Annotated in this window: 16 protein-coding genes; 10 read left to right on the top strand and 6 right to left on the bottom strand. The window is 41.1% G+C overall.

The features are described 5' to 3' along the window. Window positions 1-35 precede the first annotated feature (35 nt). The 3 genes from KV40_RS31055 to KV40_RS31045 all read left to right on the top strand — a co-directional run bounded on the left by KV40_RS31055 (window position 36) and on the right by KV40_RS31045 (window position 2,345). Complete coding sequence (locus KV40_RS31055) at window positions 36-524, top strand: hypothetical protein (protein WP_036489550.1); 489 nt, start codon at window positions 36-38, stop codon at window positions 522-524. A gap of 28 nt (window positions 525-552) precedes the next feature. Continuing rightward, entirely contained in the window at window positions 553-1,539 is a 987-nt protein-coding gene (locus KV40_RS31050; RefSeq protein ID WP_052056135.1) for a tyrosine-type recombinase/integrase, read from the top strand. Between the two features lie 518 nt (window positions 1,540-2,057). Next, complete coding sequence (locus KV40_RS31045) at window positions 2,058-2,345, top strand: hypothetical protein (protein WP_156114273.1); 288 nt, start codon at window positions 2,058-2,060, stop codon at window positions 2,343-2,345. Between the two features lie 60 nt (window positions 2,346-2,405). Here KV40_RS31045 and KV40_RS31040 read toward each other — a convergent pair whose 3' ends face one another. The 3 genes from KV40_RS31040 to KV40_RS31030 form a co-directional block, all read right to left on the bottom strand. Continuing rightward, window positions 2,406-3,245: a hypothetical protein gene (locus KV40_RS31040; RefSeq protein ID WP_156114272.1), complete on the bottom strand. Its 840-nt coding sequence runs from the start codon at window positions 3,243-3,245 to the stop codon at window positions 2,406-2,408. A 187-nt stretch (window positions 3,246-3,432) separates the two neighbouring features. Next, window positions 3,433-4,566: a TIGR03032 family protein gene (locus KV40_RS31035; RefSeq protein WP_052056134.1), complete on the bottom strand. Its 1,134-nt coding sequence runs from the start codon at window positions 4,564-4,566 to the stop codon at window positions 3,433-3,435. Between the two features lie 347 nt (window positions 4,567-4,913). After that, window positions 4,914-5,813 (bottom strand): tyrosine-type recombinase/integrase, encoded by a 900-nt coding sequence (locus tag KV40_RS31030; RefSeq protein WP_036489543.1) that lies wholly within the window; start codon window positions 5,811-5,813, stop codon window positions 4,914-4,916. A 4-nt stretch (window positions 5,814-5,817) separates the two neighbouring features. Between KV40_RS31030 and KV40_RS31025 the strand changes: the two genes are divergently transcribed. Then, complete coding sequence (locus KV40_RS31025) at window positions 5,818-6,369, top strand: helix-turn-helix domain-containing protein (protein WP_216595776.1); 552 nt, start codon at window positions 5,818-5,820, stop codon at window positions 6,367-6,369. Window positions 6,370-6,488: 119 nt separating this feature from the next. Here KV40_RS31025 and KV40_RS31020 read toward each other — a convergent pair whose 3' ends face one another. Then, window positions 6,489-7,133, bottom strand: coding sequence for a hypothetical protein (locus tag KV40_RS31020; RefSeq protein WP_036489540.1), 645 nt, complete (start codon window positions 7,131-7,133; stop codon window positions 6,489-6,491). Between the two features lie 128 nt (window positions 7,134-7,261). On the opposite strand from KV40_RS31020, the gene KV40_RS31015 reads away from it, so the two are divergent. The 6 genes from KV40_RS31015 (at window position 7,262) to KV40_RS30990 (ending at window position 14,913) form a co-directional block, all read left to right on the top strand. Further along, window positions 7,262-7,402 carry a hypothetical protein gene (locus KV40_RS31015; protein ID WP_156114271.1) on the top strand — a complete coding sequence of 47 codons (141 nt, stop codon included), beginning with the start codon at window positions 7,262-7,264 and terminating at the stop codon, window positions 7,400-7,402. A gap of 300 nt (window positions 7,403-7,702) precedes the next feature. Beyond that, on the top strand, window positions 7,703-8,488 hold the full coding sequence (locus KV40_RS31010; protein ID WP_036489534.1) for a hypothetical protein: 786 nt from the start codon (window positions 7,703-7,705) through the stop codon (window positions 8,486-8,488). A gap of 72 nt (window positions 8,489-8,560) precedes the next feature. Next, a complete protein-coding gene (locus KV40_RS31005; RefSeq protein WP_036489532.1) occupies window positions 8,561-8,794 on the top strand; it encodes a hypothetical protein in 234 nt (77 codons plus the stop codon). A gap of 264 nt (window positions 8,795-9,058) precedes the next feature. Further along, window positions 9,059-9,322, top strand: coding sequence for a hypothetical protein (locus KV40_RS35485; protein WP_156114270.1), 264 nt, complete (start codon window positions 9,059-9,061; stop codon window positions 9,320-9,322). Continuing rightward, on the top strand, window positions 9,319-13,008 hold the full coding sequence (locus KV40_RS30995) for a hypothetical protein (RefSeq protein ID WP_036489528.1): 3,690 nt from the start codon (window positions 9,319-9,321) through the stop codon (window positions 13,006-13,008). Before KV40_RS35485 ends, KV40_RS30995 begins: the two co-directional genes overlap by 4 nt. Before the next feature lie 78 nt (window positions 13,009-13,086). Continuing rightward, complete coding sequence (locus KV40_RS30990; RefSeq protein ID WP_081942982.1) at window positions 13,087-14,913, top strand: DEAD/DEAH box helicase; 1,827 nt, start codon at window positions 13,087-13,089, stop codon at window positions 14,911-14,913. A gap of 205 nt (window positions 14,914-15,118) precedes the next feature. Here KV40_RS30990 and KV40_RS30985 read toward each other — a convergent pair whose 3' ends face one another. Then, the gene (locus KV40_RS30985; protein ID WP_036489524.1) at window positions 15,119-15,946 is read right to left on the bottom strand and encodes a DUF3800 domain-containing protein; all 828 of its coding nucleotides are present in this window, start codon (window positions 15,944-15,946) and stop codon (window positions 15,119-15,121) included. Window positions 15,947-16,580: 634 nt separating this feature from the next. Then, a partial coding sequence (locus tag KV40_RS30980) for a hypothetical protein (protein WP_216595775.1) occupies window positions 16,581-16,960 on the bottom strand: 380 nt, incomplete at its 5' end.

Genomic DNA, 16,960 nt, shown 5'->3' with positions numbered 1-16,960 from the left:
ACGATGAATCTTTCTGACAACCAAAACAGAAAAACATGAAAAACTACAAGTTTACTTTTTTGAAGACAGGCATTGAAAGTATTGGAACACTAAAAGTTCATTGGGAGGTAGATAGAGATATAGTCAGCGATGACTATACCCCTTTTAACATCACTGCCAAAAAGCTGCTGAAAAAGTGGCTCGAACTAGTTCGCGAAAAATATCCAAATAATTTGATTCCTATATATTGGTTTGTTGAAGTAAGGGGAGATCGGACATCTGGCTTTGAAGCTATGCCGTTTCAACACGAATTACAGAAGGGGACTAATTTTTTAGATTATTACTCGTATCCTATCGATTGCGAGACAAATAAACCTATTAACTGGCTAGAGTTACCCGTAAGAGATAAGTTGTGGTTTCGCTCGCGCGATGACAAGGGCGGTTTTATCCAGCAGGCTACTGGCTGGAAGCCTTCTATATTGCAGCCATACGTTTATCTGCCTTCGTTAATTAACAGTTCATGCATAACAAACGAGAAGTATTGATAATGACTCTTTTCGATACCACCAGCCTATGAAAGCCTTAAATCTCGTTCAATCCCCTAGTAACCTCGTACCACTCCTCCCTAAGAATAGGTTGGCACCCGATTCTGGTTACGAGACTTTGCTCGATGATTGGCTGAACCGAACGCGATCGCCACATACAAAACGAATGTATCGAGCTAATGTTACAGGATTTTTTCATAGTTTGGGGTATCAGTTAACACCAGATCTACTCGCTCAATTCTTGCTACTCGATAGCCAGCAAGCGTTTGAGTTAGTATCACAATATCACGGGGCGTTAGTCACCCAGAAGCTAGCACCCGCGACCATTAACCAAAAGTTAGCCGCGATTAAATCATTAGTCAACTATGCGGCGGCGGCTGGCAAATGTCACTACACTCTCACCAATATCAAAGCCGAGAAATTGACCCAATATCGCGATACCAAAGGCATCCCCAAGGACCAGTTTAAGTTAATGATAGATGCAGTAGACATCAACACTATTAAAGGACTGCGCGATCGCGCAGTCTTACTTCTACTTTGGGGTAATGCCCTAAGAAGGTCTGAGATTGCTAACTGCGACGTATCTGACTTTATGCCGAAGGCAGGGGAATTAATTATTACTGGCAAAGGGAAAATCGGACAGCCCGAAACTATTAGTCTGGGCAAAGCAACGGTAAAGGCGATCTCTCTGTGGTTAGCTGCTAGAAAAGTTTATAAACCTTCAGATCCTTTATTCTGTGCGATACATAAAGGCTATTGGGGTAATCGGTTACACACCCATTCAATCTATAAGCTGGTGCAGAAGTACGCCAAGCTTGCGGGAATAGATAAAGTGATGTCGCCGCACAGAATTAGGCACTCGTCTATTACTGAAGCTCTCAACCTAACCAATGGCGATGTTAGAAAGGTTCAGAAATTAAGCCGACACTCTAACCTCAATACCTTGATGATTTACGATGACAATCGCCAGAATTTGCAGGGCGAAGTTACGGGAATGTTAGATGATTTGTTTTAGGGCAGAAGAAACYTTTATCGTTTAACTGAAAAATTGCTCTCGGCAGTCGCTCCAAGAGCATCTTCATAATTTAATGTATCCTAGAATACATTTGTTTTTTCACTTTATAGACCGTATAGAGTGAAAAATATTGGTTCGCACTATTTTTTTAGAACATATACCATCAATTTTTCTTTAAAACCTCTGTAATTGCTAATAATACCCAAAAGTTTTTAGACACGTTTTTCACTTTTTTTTTGCTATACAGTGAAAAATATCTTACTCAGAAGATAAGACTATATGGTGTTGGTATAGCAAGAGAGAAATTTTGGTCGGTAGGGGATTTTTTCATAGCAACTGTCCCACTTACGATTACTGGATATTAATTTCTTTATTGTCTGTAAGAACCATTTGACAATGGTTTTAGAAAAAACTGTCCCAGTAAAGGGTAAAAGTGGGACACTAACTCAAAATGCTCATTTTGTATGTTTAGCGAGCGCAGTAAAGTTGGATTCCTAAAATTAAAATTCTTTATATATATGGCTTTCAGCACTTTGAATTTCCTTACCGACCAAAATTTCCCCGTTGCTAAACAAACACCATTACCTGCCAGAAAAGACACGCCCTCAGATCTGGACAGATTGGATAGGTTAGCAATTCAAGTTAACAAAGAAGCCTTAATAGCTAAAAGATGCCAAGAAAATTACTTCGTCTCTTTTGACAATTATGAAGCTGCAAGAGCAGCAGGAGAAGTACTTACTCCCGAAATATTACCATCTTTAGATGTAAAATTTCATTCTATAAAAGCACCTTACAACAGCTACTAAATAAAAACCTCTGAAGAAAAATATCTTGGAGATAAATGGATATGCAAACAAAATTTAAACTTACGTAAGGGGTAAATTTACTCTTTCATAATCTGCAGATTGTCTCCAATCTGAAAAATCAAATGCCTTCCAAATTTCTCCTGAGTCTGTGTCTAGCTCAAAAGCTCCTACTTGAAAGAACAGTAGCTTAACCCCAAAGTTGTTAAATTCTTTTGATTTAGCGTAGCTATCGTAAAGTAAATTATGGCTAAACCAAAAATCTTCGCAATCGCACAAGAGACGAAATAAATTTCGATCTACTTTTTCTATGTATGTCATATTCAGTTTTTGTTTTTCATTTACGGGTATTTCTTTTTCTAACATTTGAAATTCTTCAGGCACGTTAAGTAGCAAAAAAAGCTTATCTTGGAAATCTTGAATTACTAACTCGTTGTAAAACATTATTTTATTATCGACAAAATTATCAATAAAACCAGAGACTGCAATTTCTCCATATTCTGCTGCTTCTAATAAGATGCGATACTTTTCTTCTCTTACGTGATATAAAAAAGCATCACTGCCAATTTCCATAGCCCAATCTGAAAGTCTAGGGTAACTATTGCCTTTTCTACTAGCATAAAAAGTATCTGGTACAGAAGCTTTGATAATTGTCCACTCTCGATCGATCGGACTTGGATATAAGCCAAATACCCAAATATATGGATTCATTCTATAACTTAAATAGGTTGAAATCCAAGCAATATGTCCAGGGTGGGAAGGAAAAGGCGGTTGAGATATCTTTACAAAGCCTTCATTTATCAAAGAATTTGTGATCGTTTGTTCAATTAAATCTGCGTTATGCGATCTTATGCAAACAGTACTGTTAAGGTGTATAAATTTTCCTAGATATTCATTAAACATTTTCGTTTTGAGCGTTGGTAAATGCGTGATGGGGCAAGTATAGCTATTATTAAAGACATTGCCGAATTGGATATATTTTAGGCAATGATTTTCTAAATTAACGCGATTGGAATAAGAAAAAAGACGGGTAGTAAGCTGAAAATAACGACAAATTTAGTGAACCTACCCTGTGTCTAGTTTAGAAGAATTATTTTGTTCTGTAGATGACTACTGATGATTTCGATTGTTCTTTGGGAACATCTGCTAGAGCCTCATTAGGCAGGACGTATGAAGCCGCAACTAATTTTTCGTCCCAATCGATGATTTCTGGAAACCGAATGTCAGGTAAGACTCGAACGGCAAATATTTCCTGTACCGCATCCTCAAATTTCAAAAAGGCAATAGTTTTGGCTGTTTTTAAGTCAACTATCCAAATTCCACAGATTCTCTCATTCAGTCTTTCCGTTAGAGGAATTCCACTAAATACAGCAGTTTCTCTTACTTGAGAAAGCCCAATAAATGCTAGAGAACCGTAAAAATCTAAGCCTCGCGTAAACCCTGGTAGAGTGGCAAATGTTTCCCACGTACCCGTATTGCGGTCGCAAACTGCAATGCTACCCTGTCCCGACTCTAATACCCAAAGGCGATCGTCATACCAGCGAGGTGAATGAGGCATAGACAAACCTCGGCAAATAACTTCGTGACTAGGCACGTCTATTAAAACTCCGCCTTTAGCTTTGTTTTTCCGCCATCCAGCCCTGCTGTCAGTTTCTCCCAAAGCCGTGACGTATTTTGGCTGATGGTTCACCATTGCCAAACCGTTAAGATGACAGCGATCTTCGGGAGTCAAGGCTGTGACAAATTTTGGTCGCCATCGAGGAACGAAGCTATATTCTCGATCCAAGGTACACAAACAAGAAAAGCGAGTATTGACAAACCATAAGTCCGAATTGTTTTCTCCTCCCCACTCCATCTCATGAATATCGATATCTCCCGTAATATGAGATTGTCGGGGTAAATAACAAGCGTCGTGTTTTCCTGCTGGCTCTATTTTACGTGCAATAGTAGGAGCATTTCTTAGCTCCCAAATTTTACTGCTACAACCAAGGGCGATTTTATGACGGTCGGCGGCAATACCCATCGGCTTCTGAAAGACCCGAAAGTGGGTATTTAAATGTTCGCCATCGGCACGTAGCACGACTAATTTTCCAGCTTGATAAGTTGAAATTATTAACGAGATTCCTAGTTTTTGTAGAATTTCGGGAAAGTTGTTGGTATGAACGCTACGCAATGGTTCACAATGGGCTTTCCTTGTTTCTTGAGCTTCAGTAGAGCGAGACATTTAAATTGAGTAAATAAGAAATAGAATCGGGATCTTTGACTGTTTGAGTTGTATTCCCAATCCAGAATAGCTCAAACATAAGGTTAATAGACATCGAATCAATCTCCGAAGCATACTTTTATGTTTTCTGCCCGTATTTGCTGAGATGTACTTTAGCCCGTTAACTATTTATTTTCTCTGAAACGAAATATTACTCAAAGTAATATGGCGATAATTGTTCTCGAAGCGATCTCGCTGTGAAAACACTAAGTTTGTAGATAAAGAGTAGAGCCGATACTCTGCACCATGTCAAACCGATGCGGCAAAACTAACAGAGCTTGCTATACTTTGCTAAAGTCAGATGTAACTTAAGTTATAGCCTTTTCGCGCAAGGCTGATAATGCTTGTTTAGCTACTTCTTCAGCACGACTTGAGGTAACTTTTTGATAGCGTAAAGTGGTTTCAATTTTTTCATGTCCCATCAGAGCTTTAAGTTCTTCGATGCCCATCAGACCTACTCTTTCGGTCGCAAAGGTATGGCGCAGATCGTGGAGCCGAAACCCTTTTAACTGTGGTTGTTCGGCAGTTAGGTCATGCCAGTCTCGATAGGCAGTTTGGTAGCTCAGTCGCGTGACTATTTTGGTCTTTGGTTGTTTAGCTGTAAACAGTGCGGGGTGATTTGGGTGTCTGTAGTATCGGTTGTATTTCTCCAAAACCAAAGCTAAATCTTCACCGTAAAAGCACCATCGCTTTTTGTTACCCTTACCCACAACTTGAAATTTACACTTGTCGAGGTCTAATTGCTCGAAATCTAACGCTAGAGCTTCGCCAATTCGCGCTCCCGTTCCGTGTAACAGCAGGATTAGAGTATGTAGACGGGAATACTTCTTTACTCGACTGTAAAGTAGCTCTAGCTGCTGCGGAGTCAGATAGCGGATAACTTCATCGCTGCCATGTTCGCCTTTGTCTCTGTCTGGCTTGCGTCGTTTAAGCTTGGTTAGAGGATTAGCACTGAGGTAGCCTTGTTCGATGGCAAAATTGAGTAGAGCAACTACGATCGCCTGATGGCGATTGTGAGTTGTGTATGATAAGTGACTCAGGCTGTTGAGGTATTGCTCTAGCTGCTGTCGAGTTAAAGTAGAGATCGCACATTGTCCGTGTCTTTGTAGCAAGGGAAGCAAAGTCGATTCGTAGGAGCGCACCGTACTCTTGCTTAAGTCGTTTCGTTCTAAAAATTGTGTAGCTAAACTTGCTAAAGTAATACTCACGATCTTGTCTGCTTTAGAATTGAACTCAGTTTACTATAAGTTAGTCAGAGTACCTACTTTTACCTACATATTTGCACAGTCTTTGACCATGACTATTAATAGCGAACATTTACCTCACAGCGGAGAAACGCTGGCTCAGTATCTAAGGCGGAGAAGAATTGGTCTAAAAATGAGTCAGGAACAAATGGCTCAAAAGATAGGAATTCACCCGCAGAGTTTGGGGAAAATCGAATCAGGGAAGACGACCAAACTGAGTTCTAAAACTAAAACTGGATTATCTAAAGTTTTGAAGGTTTCGGAAGATACACTCGATGCAGTCTGTCGGGGTGTTTTTGTAACGGAAGTGCAGTATCTCAAGATTTGTCCTCAATGCTGGATTCCAGGCACGGAAGCAGACTCAATTTGGCTAGACAGTCGCTCGAAATATTGTTTTATGTGCGGAACATTGCTTCGCGACCGCTGCCTTCGCTGTAACGAACTAATTCCTTCTTTAAAGTTCCGCTTCTGTGGTTACTGCGGTCAGTCTTATAAAGAACCGAATCAAGTAAAGCAATGATTTAAATTAGTTATCATTCAGACTCAAATTTAGGTGAAAAGATGACAAGCTTAACCTAATCTTAACCATATTGCGTCCTGTGACACCAACCTTCGCTTACCGCCGACTTCGAGTTCTGCTTAAATCTGTAGGCGATTGGACTGAAGTAATGGACTTTTGTAGTTTGTGTTGTTCTCTAATTCACTACATCCGAACAGAAATAATAACGCTACGAGCGTTCCAGCAATGATAATAAATTTCTCAAGCGAGTTTCGCTTTTTAAACCACTCTAGCCCTGTCTCAGAAGCACGATTTATCTGCAATGAAAGTGCGTCGCTAGCTTGTTTGCCCTGCTCTTCGGAGATCAAACCAAATAGATCTCGTTTTTGTACCAAAGACGATTTTGTTGAACTATAAGTTAAGCTTTCAAGCTCCCCATATAACTTTGTAGGTATTACCGCCACAAATTTACTATCATCAACTAATTCGACAGCTATAGTAAGTTTCGACTTATTCCCGCCAGAAGAAATACCCGCACCTAAACCAGCGAGTGCCCCAACACCTCCTAATAAAAAACCTGTTGAGATCGAACCTAAAAATCCCCATCCAGCAGTGCCAATAAAAGATTTAATGTTTTCTTTGTCGAGTATAGTTACCGATTTGATGTTATTTTTTAACTGTAAAGATTGATTAGCAGTAAGAGATACGCGGTGAAGGCTTTTATCCAATTTAATATAATCCCAGTTTCCTTCTTGCAAACTACCACCTAAAACTTTTATTTTCATGGTTTTTTGTTTTCATTTTATTTAGCTGGTAATAACAAAATAGCGATCGCGATCGCTTATTCTGCCAAAGATAATAATTGCTAGTAGTTGAAAAACAGTTACGCTACTGCTACAAAAATAGACAAGATATGAAAAAGCGCAAAAATAAAGAATCATCTATAGACTACGACAAGCGCTCTACAGCTGACAAAAGCCAAAAATACACGGAACAAGATAAAAAAGAACACGAAGCATTTTTAAAAAGAATCAGCGATCCTAATATTGTCTGAAAGCTGTGAATGTAGAGCGATCGCCTATCTTCTCATAAGGCAGTTAGAATAATGGAACTAGATCGATAGTCATTTTTCCTGCCGTCCAGGACTGTCCTAGACGAAATAGCACCTTACCTTTAACACCATTTCTTTCAACGTCAAGTAGCTGTCAATTATTATAAGTGCGATCGCGATCGCCAATTTTGAATTGTATATGCGATTGCTTGGATTTCGTTTAGCAACAGAAATCTTCTATCTTTGTGATGGTAAGCAGTCGCATATCGCGCCCTATTTCAACTGATTCCTAATATTTTAAAAATGATAAATATTGAATACGAGGAATTGCTGCCAGTTGTTATTAAGATTCCTAGTTTACGCCTACCTAGTAATTCGACAGAAGAACAGAAAAATTTTTGGGAATATCAAAAAAACATCTGGAAACCAATAGCAAGATATCTCGATTATTTAGAAAAACTGGAGCATGGCTTAAATCCTATTAAACCATTTCCCGCTCCTGATAACTATTCCGAAGCCGAAGCGGCACTAATAAATTATCTTGAGATTTCAGCAAAATATTACTGGCAATCATTTCAGGTAATCAAAGTAGGATGGGGATTAATCAAGCCCGATCCTCAGAACAGAATCAACATTTTCGATACACCTCGTACCGTCTTCTATAAATGCCTCGAAGAAGCTGCAAATAGACCGCTAAAACTTGCCTCAAGCAAATACGTGGAAACGGGCAAAAAGAGCATCAAAGAAATGTATGAAGAATTAAAAACTAATTACAAGTTCTACCGAGGAAGTCTAGACAAAAAGACAGAGTCTATAATGCGCGAAAAATTGGCGAAAAGCGATATCTGGGACTGGTGTATGTATTGTATTTGGGAAGATAGGTTTAACCCAAATGTTAATCCTAGTAATTTTCCTGGGACTCACCTAGCAAAAGCTTTTAGCGATTTTTGCCGAGCGCACCGCTCTCTCAACGGATTTTTCAACAAAAACCGCAAACACTTCACTACGTTTGTGTACAACGGAGGTCATGTAGTCAGCTCTAAAGGACGAAAAATCGATTTTTCTCCATATCTGCTTAACAAAACTTAATGTGAATTGTCTTTTAGGGAAGGAGCTAAAATTCAGGTTAATGTATATCTGTAGCTAGCAAAACCCAGCTCTATGCCGATATTTAATGTAACCAATCTATTTCTACTCGATCGTAGAGTGGAAGAAAACACTCTGGCAGATTGCGGTGAACTCCCGACCGAACCGCACGTCAAATCGGAGCCTCACGAAATCAGGAGAGCAAAAGCAGCGATCGCCAGACACAATGAAAAGAATGCAGACAAATCGCATATTCAGAGTAAGCAAAGAAGAAAATCATTTGAATTTTCTCAAGCGGATGGGGCTTAAATTTCTGTTAAGCCTAGCCTATTTACAAAACTCCTTCATACACAAGGAACTTCTTTGCAAATAAAAGCTAAGGACTAGCTGGTACTGCCTCCGCGAGAAGGTTATCAAGCTTCTCTACCACTCTCAAAAAATCAAATGAGAGATCAAATTTCACTTTAAGCATACCAGTTTTTTCATCGAGCGGCATTATTAAGGCTCGTAGAAAAATAATCTTTAGCTCCAATACAAAGAAGTTCCCCAAACCTTTACCTCTAGGGAACTTCAATGAAAACCTATTGCAATAATAACATACATTTAGACGTTTCGGTCTTAGAGCTACGGTATTTCGAGCGGCGATTAAGCTTAGCCCATCGCCCCTGGCGATCGCGACAGCTACAGGAACGGTATTTAAAATCTCTAATTGATACCAAGCAGCTAACGGGGATTTGCAATCTACTAGCGTTACGACCCGAATCAGTTCCAAACATACTAAAGCGAAGGCAGATACAAAGCCGCACCTCTAGCATCAAGGGAGGAGCGGCATCATGAAACACTTCAGAGAGACTGGTATAAAAGCCTTCCAAAAAGTTTTAGAACTAAACCGCCCCGTCGCTAATAGCTACGAAATTTGGTTTAAGCTCGGTCATAATAAAATTATCCGCGGCAACTATACGCCAGACGGTCATTTTCAAGCCCATCACACCAAAGGTAACGGCAATTCCAGAGTTTGCACTGCATTAATCCCAGATGCTTGGGGGTATTTAGCCGACTGGAGCCGTAATAACGATGGCGGTGTATTTTTTATTCCTACCCAACCTCAAGGGTATCCGCTTAAAAGTGCGATCGCAGTTTCAGATGATGTAGCTGCCGAACTCGACGACGGAACGCCTCAAGAACAGTGGCATAAAATTTCAGAATTTAGCCAAATATCGGAACTAAAACCAGCCTACATCGTTCATAGCGGCGGTAAATCCTACCATCCGCACTGGAAAGTAACAGAGCATTTGCCAATCGCGCAAACCATGTATTTACGGCGGCTGCTATGTATCGCTTTGGCTGCCGATCCAGTTATTGGTTCTAACCCCGCGCAACCGATGCGGCTACCTGKKTTCTATCGCAAAGAAAAAGGACGAGAACAGACGCTTGAATACTGGAGTGAGTGTAGATACACCTACGATGATTTTAGCGCGGGATTCAGGGCTTATTTTGCCGCTAAAGATATTCCCTTCCCCGTAACCCTATCAGACGAGCGATGGCGAATCTACAAACGCGATCGCCGTAACGGTAAATTAGATTTCTCAATTCTTACCAAACCAGAAGACGAACTTTATCCCAAGCCAAAAAACACGGTAACTACTCCTGTAAATACTAGTTATATAGGTAAAATTCCTCTAGAATTAGCTCTCTCTAAAGCCAATCAGGAAGCCTTAAAAGGAGTTGGCAGCGATCGTAACAATATAGGTTTGGCTATCGCTTGCGATTTAATTGGCTGTAACAATTGGCTAGTTAGCAACGGCTATTCTGTTGACGGCGATTCTTACCATCTGTTTATCAATTACTGTAGGGCTTGTGCTTCTGGTGGTGGCTGGAATCCTAGAGAATGGGAAAGCATTTGGCGATCTGCCAGTCGCGGTAATCCCTCCCCCTCCCGTCGCGACTTAAGTAGTTTCGTTCACTGGTATCGCTGGAAAAATGACTCTGAATACAAGCAGGCAGCGACCGCCGAATGGAAGAAAAATAATCCTTTACCTGTTGCCAAAGAACCAGACTCTATAACATATCAAGAATATGTCGCTTGGGAAAAAGAACGAGACGAGATCGAAGAAGCACAAGAGCGATCGGAGTTCGTTGATTGGTTAACAGCCAAAGCCAAGAGAATCGGCAACAAGCTAGCTAAAAACTTTCATAAAGGTTTTGGACAATACTGCATCAAGCACAACCAACAAAATGTCGATGTAGAGCTGCCTCAAATCATCAAATACCATCCTGAAAGCCCCCTTCCTACTCCCGAAGATTACAAAGGGAAAGAGCCGCCTAAAATCAAATTTAACAAGGGGCAGCGTATCAAAGTAGTTAACAAGTTGCGATCGCTAGGATGGCAGTTTGTGTTAGACGACTCGTTTATGGGACTCGGTAAATCTCATGAAATGGGGCAATATGCCAACGCCGAAGGTAAGGCTTGGTATGTAGACCTCAATCATCGCAACCCTACTACGGCTACAGTCGAGCAAAACTTCAAAGATCTTCCCGTGCGGCATGATGGTTTAAACCAAGACCCTTCGCGATCGACACCTTTGGGCAATCCTCATCTTAAATGGGCGGCTAAAGACGATCCGAATCCAGATCTTCCTAGTTTGTGTCACAATGCCCACAAATTCATCGAACTACAAAATAAAGGTTATTCGCTAGACGAAATCAAAGACGAAGGAGACGAATCCAGCCTCAATCCAATTTGTAAGAATTGTAAATATAATCGTTGGAAAGTAGAGGGGGATAATGGCGAGAAAATCGCCATCTGCGCCGCACAAATTGGAGAAGGTTACGGCTTTAGACACGCTCGAAAGCAGGGCTTATCTTACCCCAAAATTCGCGCTAGCATTGACAGCTTACCTAGCGTTGGAGATTACGACTATAGCAACGACATCGCGGTCGTCGATGAAGCCAGTCAGGTCATTCGCGGTACTAGAACCGTAAAGGCTAACGCGAAAGATTTCGCGTTAAAAATGTCGGAGTTAGAGCAGTATCCTTTGCTGTTTAACGCCTTAAAACAACTAAGAGACAACTTATTACCTTTACTTTCAGGTAGGCAAAAATTACCCTATGAAGGTTTAAACCATTCGCAACTAGTCGAAATTTTAAATACTCCACCGCCTGAAATTCTAGAAATAATTGATGTAATTGCAGAAATTAACCCCTGCTGGTCGGATTTAGCAGTAGAACCAGAGCGAGTCAAAGGCTGGGGTAAAAATTGGCGCGACTCGATGTCATCGGCGAACTGGTATCTCAGGCAAGAAGCGATCGCCATGACCAAAGAAAATATCGATAATTTGGCGAGTAATTTTTTGCCGTTATTGCTTTGCGTTTGGGCAAGGGTAACACCAGGAACAGTTAGAATCGACAGCCGCCGTCAGCTTCACGTCACCACTAAAGACACGCGACACGGCGAAACTCTGCGAGAAATGCAAATGGTAATTTTACTCGATGCTACTGCTAACAAACAGCTACTAGCAAAACGCATAGGTGTAAATCCCAATTCGATAATCGAGATCGAACAGGAGTTACCACCACTCGATAATTTGACCGTAGTTAACGTACAGATGGAAGGGATGAGCAGCAGTCAGTGGTCGGTTTCCTGCCTAGCCCGTCTTCAGGCATTCAGTAAATCGCTGCGTACGCAGCATCCAGACATTTCTATTTTGGGGCTTAAAAAACATGCAGGGACTTTAAAACTCGACGGCTGGTGGTTTAATGACAACCGAGGCAGTAACGCTTTTAAAGGCAAGAGCGCGATCGCCACTTTCGGTAAACCTCAAATAAATCTTGGTGTAGCACAGGATGAATATTTAACGCTCTATGGCAGCCTCGATGGATTTGATGAATTCTACCAAGGCTTGGTCGATGCAGAGGTTACACAGCTAATAGGCAGGCAGCGAGCGCACCTACATCCCAACACACAGTTTTTAGTTCACCTCGTCGGCACTAATCTCCAACTCGACCATCTACGATCGCTAGGGATAAATGCTGTCAATCGACATGCCGCCGAATTATGCCCTGAAGCTGGAACGCCAAAGCAGATTAGCAAATACAAGTTACTTAAAGCGATTGGTGTCATGCTCTCGCATAGTAACAAGATTACAGCCAAGAGAATCGCCAAAGTTGCGGAGATATCTATCGATCACACTAAAAACCTAGTCAGCGATTTTGGCGGACTAAAAGCACTAAAAAAATGGGTACTGCACCTATATGAATCTAATAGGAGTAGTACCCACTTTTTTAGATCAGAAGACTTGCTTCTAGATGTCAAAATCAGACATTGGATGCAGTTAGAGCCTATTGCTGCCGCAACAGAATTTATCGAAAACCTGAATAACTATGGCTGGCGCGACTTCCACGAATATTTAAGCCTGTTTAGCATCGAGATCCAAGCGGCAATCTGGGGAGCGATCGCGCCGTTAGTTTTACCAGAGTCAATATTGCAGGAATTTGAAAAGGCACTTTCACCACCTCCTGAATAGGAATTTCTCGATCGATACGAGCTTGTTCGCACCTCTGGTTCGCATCAGGGTTATTTACTCTAGTTATTTACGTAAATCATGCAAACGGAGCAATTGTCACTTCTTCCCGCCCCAAATACGCCGCCTAAGATAGTTAACTCTCACTCTTTGCCTACAGAACAAAAACTATACCCCAAGCTTGAGCTTAGAGATTACCAAAAACGAGCGATCGGACAAATCTATCGCTGGTATCGTTGGGGTAAAAAGTCAGTAATGCTTGTCTCTCCAACTGGTAGCGGCAAAACCCTAACCGCCAGTCAGATCGTCAAGGATGCGATCGCGAAAAAGTGTAAGGTACTATTTATCGTGCATCGAGAACCATTGGTAGACCAGACGGCTTCTACTTTAATTAAGTACGGTGTAAACAGTGAAACGATTGGCTATATCAAAGCAGGGTATCCGCAGCCAAGTGGTGGCGAACTCATTATTGTTGCTAGCATTCAAACTCTAGCCCGTCGCCAATATCCTCAAGGAATAGGCTTGGTGGTGTTTGATGAGTGCCATACCACTATCTTCTATAAATCTGCCCGACAGCTAATTTATCATTACGCTCGCGCCCCCGTCGTGGCACTGTCTAAAGTAAAGTTCCTGCATCTGACGGCTACCCCATTCAGAACCAAACCCAAAGAGTATTTTGGCAACGAGATCGAGGCAGTAGTTAAAGCTCCCGATCTTAAAGAGTTAATTCAAAAGGGGTATTTGGTACCAGCTAGGCATTTTGGTTACAACGGCATCGCCGATTTTTCCAAGCTAGAGACGGGTAGCGATGGTGACTTTAAAAACTCACAAGTCGCCCTAGCTGTCGGCGATCGCCACTATAACGAACAAATAGTCAGGTTATTTTTTGAAATTTGTCCGCGTCGAAAAGCGATCGCTTTTGCCGCGTCGGTAGAGCAATCATTACTACTGGTCACGTTATTTAAAGAAAAGGGAATAGCGATCGAACACATTCAAGCCGAGACATCGATAGAAGAAAGGCGGCAGATTTTTGCTCGTTTTAAACTTGGTATCACCCAGATTATTACTTCAGTAGGTACGCTTACCGAAGGGTTCGACGAACCGACGGTAGAAGCGGTAATTATCGCTCGTCCTACCAAGTCTCCAGCTTTATTAATTCAAATGTGCGGACGGGGCTTGAGGCTGTCTTCCGCTACTGGTAAAAAAGATTGCCTGCTACTCGATTTTGGCGAAAATTTCAAACGTTTAGGTAGGATTGACGCTGCTAGAAAGGTTTCTTTATGTCCCAGAGCCACTGTCAAAGAAAGAGAGGTACAGCTAAAATCGTGTCCCAACTGCCACGCCCAACTAAACATCTTTTGCCAGATTTGCCCCGAATGCGGCTATGTTTTCACGTCGGATAAAGAATCAGAACCAGAAGACAATTACGCGGCGAAGTTTGGCGAATTTCTCGATGCTGAAACCCTAGAAAAGATAACCTATATCCGCGCCCAAAGAAAGACGAGGTTTACTAAAAATCTGCCGCCAGACGAGCTTTGGCAGCTATGGGAGCAACGTTATCCCCGTAACTTACTCTATAACGATTGGCTGTACCAAGCCGTATTTCGCGGCGATCGCTCTACTGCTGCCCAGCAGAAATTTTTGAGTTATCTATATTCCATTAGCGATCGCGAAACCTGGATTAAATACCAAATGCAGCTAGAGTTTGGTTCTAAGTCGTCAATTTCTACTACTAGATTGCAGTGGTGGGAAGTTTTACAGTTACCGTTTGATTCTACAGCCGAGCAAGTAAAAGTACGATACCAAGAATTGGCTAGAGTCTATCAATCAGATGACGAGCGAATCAAATTACTAAATTGGGCATATCAAGAATCTGAGAGCGATCGCTTGCTGTCTTTACACCAATAGCTGCGATCGGTGTTCGGAAGAAAAGTTGTCGGAGTTAGAAGCTATCACGACATTATTTTTTACTCTTAGTGCGATCGCACTATCTTGACTATTTATGCAACTAATGACAATATGTAATTAGGCGTAGCCTACGAGGTTTCCCATTTGGAAGCCGTTATGAGTCCACTCAAATAGGAGTTGGGCTGTAGCATTTAACTATTACAAATTAACTCATTTGCCTAGTGTCAACTAGGTCAAAGCAACTATATTTGATTCCTAAATAATTAACCTCATCACAGTCATAAAGGCAATCAATAAGTTTCTCATGTTCGAGTAAATGCTTGTACGGGCGATTGTTTTTGTCATATCCCCCCATAGCCATAGGCCATAAATACAAATCTGCGATTTGAACTATTGGTGAAGATTTCTGTTTAGGCTTAAATTCGTAAAGTATGTTTTTAAAATCTTGTGGCGTAAGGGGGCAATACTGAAAAGAATTTGTTTGATTGAAAGGCATTCCTGAAGTTTTGAGTTCTTGGTAATAGCTTTTAAGTGTATTGTCGTCTTTCCTTGAACATCTTTCGGGTAGAATACGAAGCCTATAATCCTTCTTTTTGGCGTACTTAGCAGCTCTCTCCACCACGATATTGAAAGCTGTTTTGCAAAGATGCCACCGCTTAGAACCATACCGATTTTTATAGCGATGATTATATCCTGGTCGGTCGATAGTACAGGCAATACCAATTGCTGGTATTTGTACTACTAAATCGGATAGTTCGGTAAGGAATTTACTCCGCTTTTCTTTGTCAAATTCCAGCCAATGAAACTTTTTGGCATAATTTCTTATATCGGTAGAGTGAAGGGGATAGTCTATATTCCAGTTGTCGCAGAAATTTTTATACAGTTGACGAGCCTTATTTTCATCCTCGTCTTTGAGAAGAACACCACCAAAAGCAAAAAAATCATGTCCATGATCTGGAAGCTGCTCTTTAGGATTTCGATCGGGGCATTTTGACCCAGATTCGTCAAGATAAAAATTTATGACTTTGACCATCTCTAGGTGACTTGAATATTAAACGTTACTGTTATAGCCTTTTCAGAGACTAAATTCATACATTCGATTGTTCTCTCAGCTTCTCTACATTCCTAACCTCATTTCAATATCTAAATCGTTTCCGTAAGTCTAGAAGCGATCGCGTCGAAAATTAGTATTTAACAAACTGCCGTCGATAAAACAGATATAGACCTTTCCACACAAAGGATAAAGACTGTTACAGATGATGCCTATATTGTTAATAGACCAGAAGAATTATCTGTGACAGAGAAAGATAGTTCTCGCCACTTCAACTTAGGCGATCGCTCGTCAGTAGCGATAAGCGATCGCCCGCTGTTTGGCAACAATGCCAAGCTTTAACCGCTTAATTTACGCTGTGAGTAAAATGCTCACAGCGTAGTGAGTAAAATGCTCACTGCTTTCATATATATAAAAAGAACATTAATAAATAACTACTGAGGAAAAAAATTTTAAATTCAATTTTGGTAGCTAAGAGCGATTGGCGATTATTGCTACTTAAAAATGTTCCGCAGCCGCGATCGCTAAAGCGGCTTTATTTTGCCCGTATTGGCTTTAGATTGCGATTGAGGGTAAAGGTAGCGTTAATTTGTTTTTCAGTTGCTTATGGCTCATTTTAGAGGGTATAGGTTGCCGCAGTAGATGTTTCTTTAGCTGCGATTTTTTTAGCTGGAGTAGTAAGGCGATCGCTTGTCAGTAACGATAAGCGATCGCGGCTATCCTCTCCCAAACGACAAACATAGTTGCTTTTAAAACACCAGTTTCGCTCTGCGGTAAGCCAACGGTCAAAAAACAAGCGGGACGAATCGGGACGGGTTAACAGGCAGCAATGTAAATTGCTGCCTGAAACTATTGAAAAATCATCATGGGAATAATTGAAATAGCAAAAAATCAAAAACTTTCGTCGGTATAGCGACAAACAAACTGAACAATCATGAAAAAAAAATCCAAGGTAGCCGACACGATCTCTCGCACTGCCAAGAGCATGGAATTGAT

This window comes from Myxosarcina sp. GI1, assembly GCF_000756305.1.
In the GTDB taxonomy this organism is placed as follows: Bacteria; Cyanobacteriota; Cyanobacteriia; order Cyanobacteriales; family Xenococcaceae; genus Myxosarcina.
Note: the sequence above shows the minus strand (reverse complement) of the source record. Positions and strands in the feature narration are given on the sequence as shown.

Excerpts from the sequence above, each read along its gene's own strand:
- KV40_RS31055 (WP_036489550.1), top strand. The coding sequence starts at position 36 with ATGAAAAACTACAAGTTTACTTTTTTGAAGACAGGCATTGAAAGTATT.
- KV40_RS31050 (WP_052056135.1), top strand. The coding sequence starts at position 553 with ATGAAAGCCTTAAATCTCGTTCAATCCCCTAGTAACCTCGTACCACTC.
- KV40_RS31045 (WP_156114273.1), top strand. The coding sequence starts at position 2,058 with ATGGCTTTCAGCACTTTGAATTTCCTTACCGACCAAAATTTCCCCGTT.
- KV40_RS31040 (WP_156114272.1), bottom strand. The coding sequence starts at position 3,245 with ATGTTTAATGAATATCTAGGAAAATTTATACACCTTAACAGTACTGTT.
- KV40_RS31035 (WP_052056134.1), bottom strand. The coding sequence starts at position 4,566 with ATGTCTCGCTCTACTGAAGCTCAAGAAACAAGGAAAGCCCATTGTGAA.
- KV40_RS31020 (WP_036489540.1), bottom strand. The coding sequence starts at position 7,133 with ATGAAAATAAAAGTTTTAGGTGGTAGTTTGCAAGAAGGAAACTGGGAT.
- KV40_RS31015 (WP_156114271.1), top strand. The coding sequence starts at position 7,262 with ATGAAAAAGCGCAAAAATAAAGAATCATCTATAGACTACGACAAGCGC.
- KV40_RS31010 (WP_036489534.1), top strand. The coding sequence starts at position 7,703 with ATGATAAATATTGAATACGAGGAATTGCTGCCAGTTGTTATTAAGATT.
- KV40_RS31005 (WP_036489532.1), top strand. The coding sequence starts at position 8,561 with ATGCCGATATTTAATGTAACCAATCTATTTCTACTCGATCGTAGAGTG.
- KV40_RS35485 (WP_156114270.1), top strand. The coding sequence starts at position 9,059 with ATGAAAACCTATTGCAATAATAACATACATTTAGACGTTTCGGTCTTA.
- KV40_RS30990 (WP_081942982.1), top strand. The coding sequence starts at position 13,087 with ATGCAAACGGAGCAATTGTCACTTCTTCCCGCCCCAAATACGCCGCCT.
- KV40_RS30985 (WP_036489524.1), bottom strand. The coding sequence starts at position 15,946 with ATGGTCAAAGTCATAAATTTTTATCTTGACGAATCTGGGTCAAAATGC.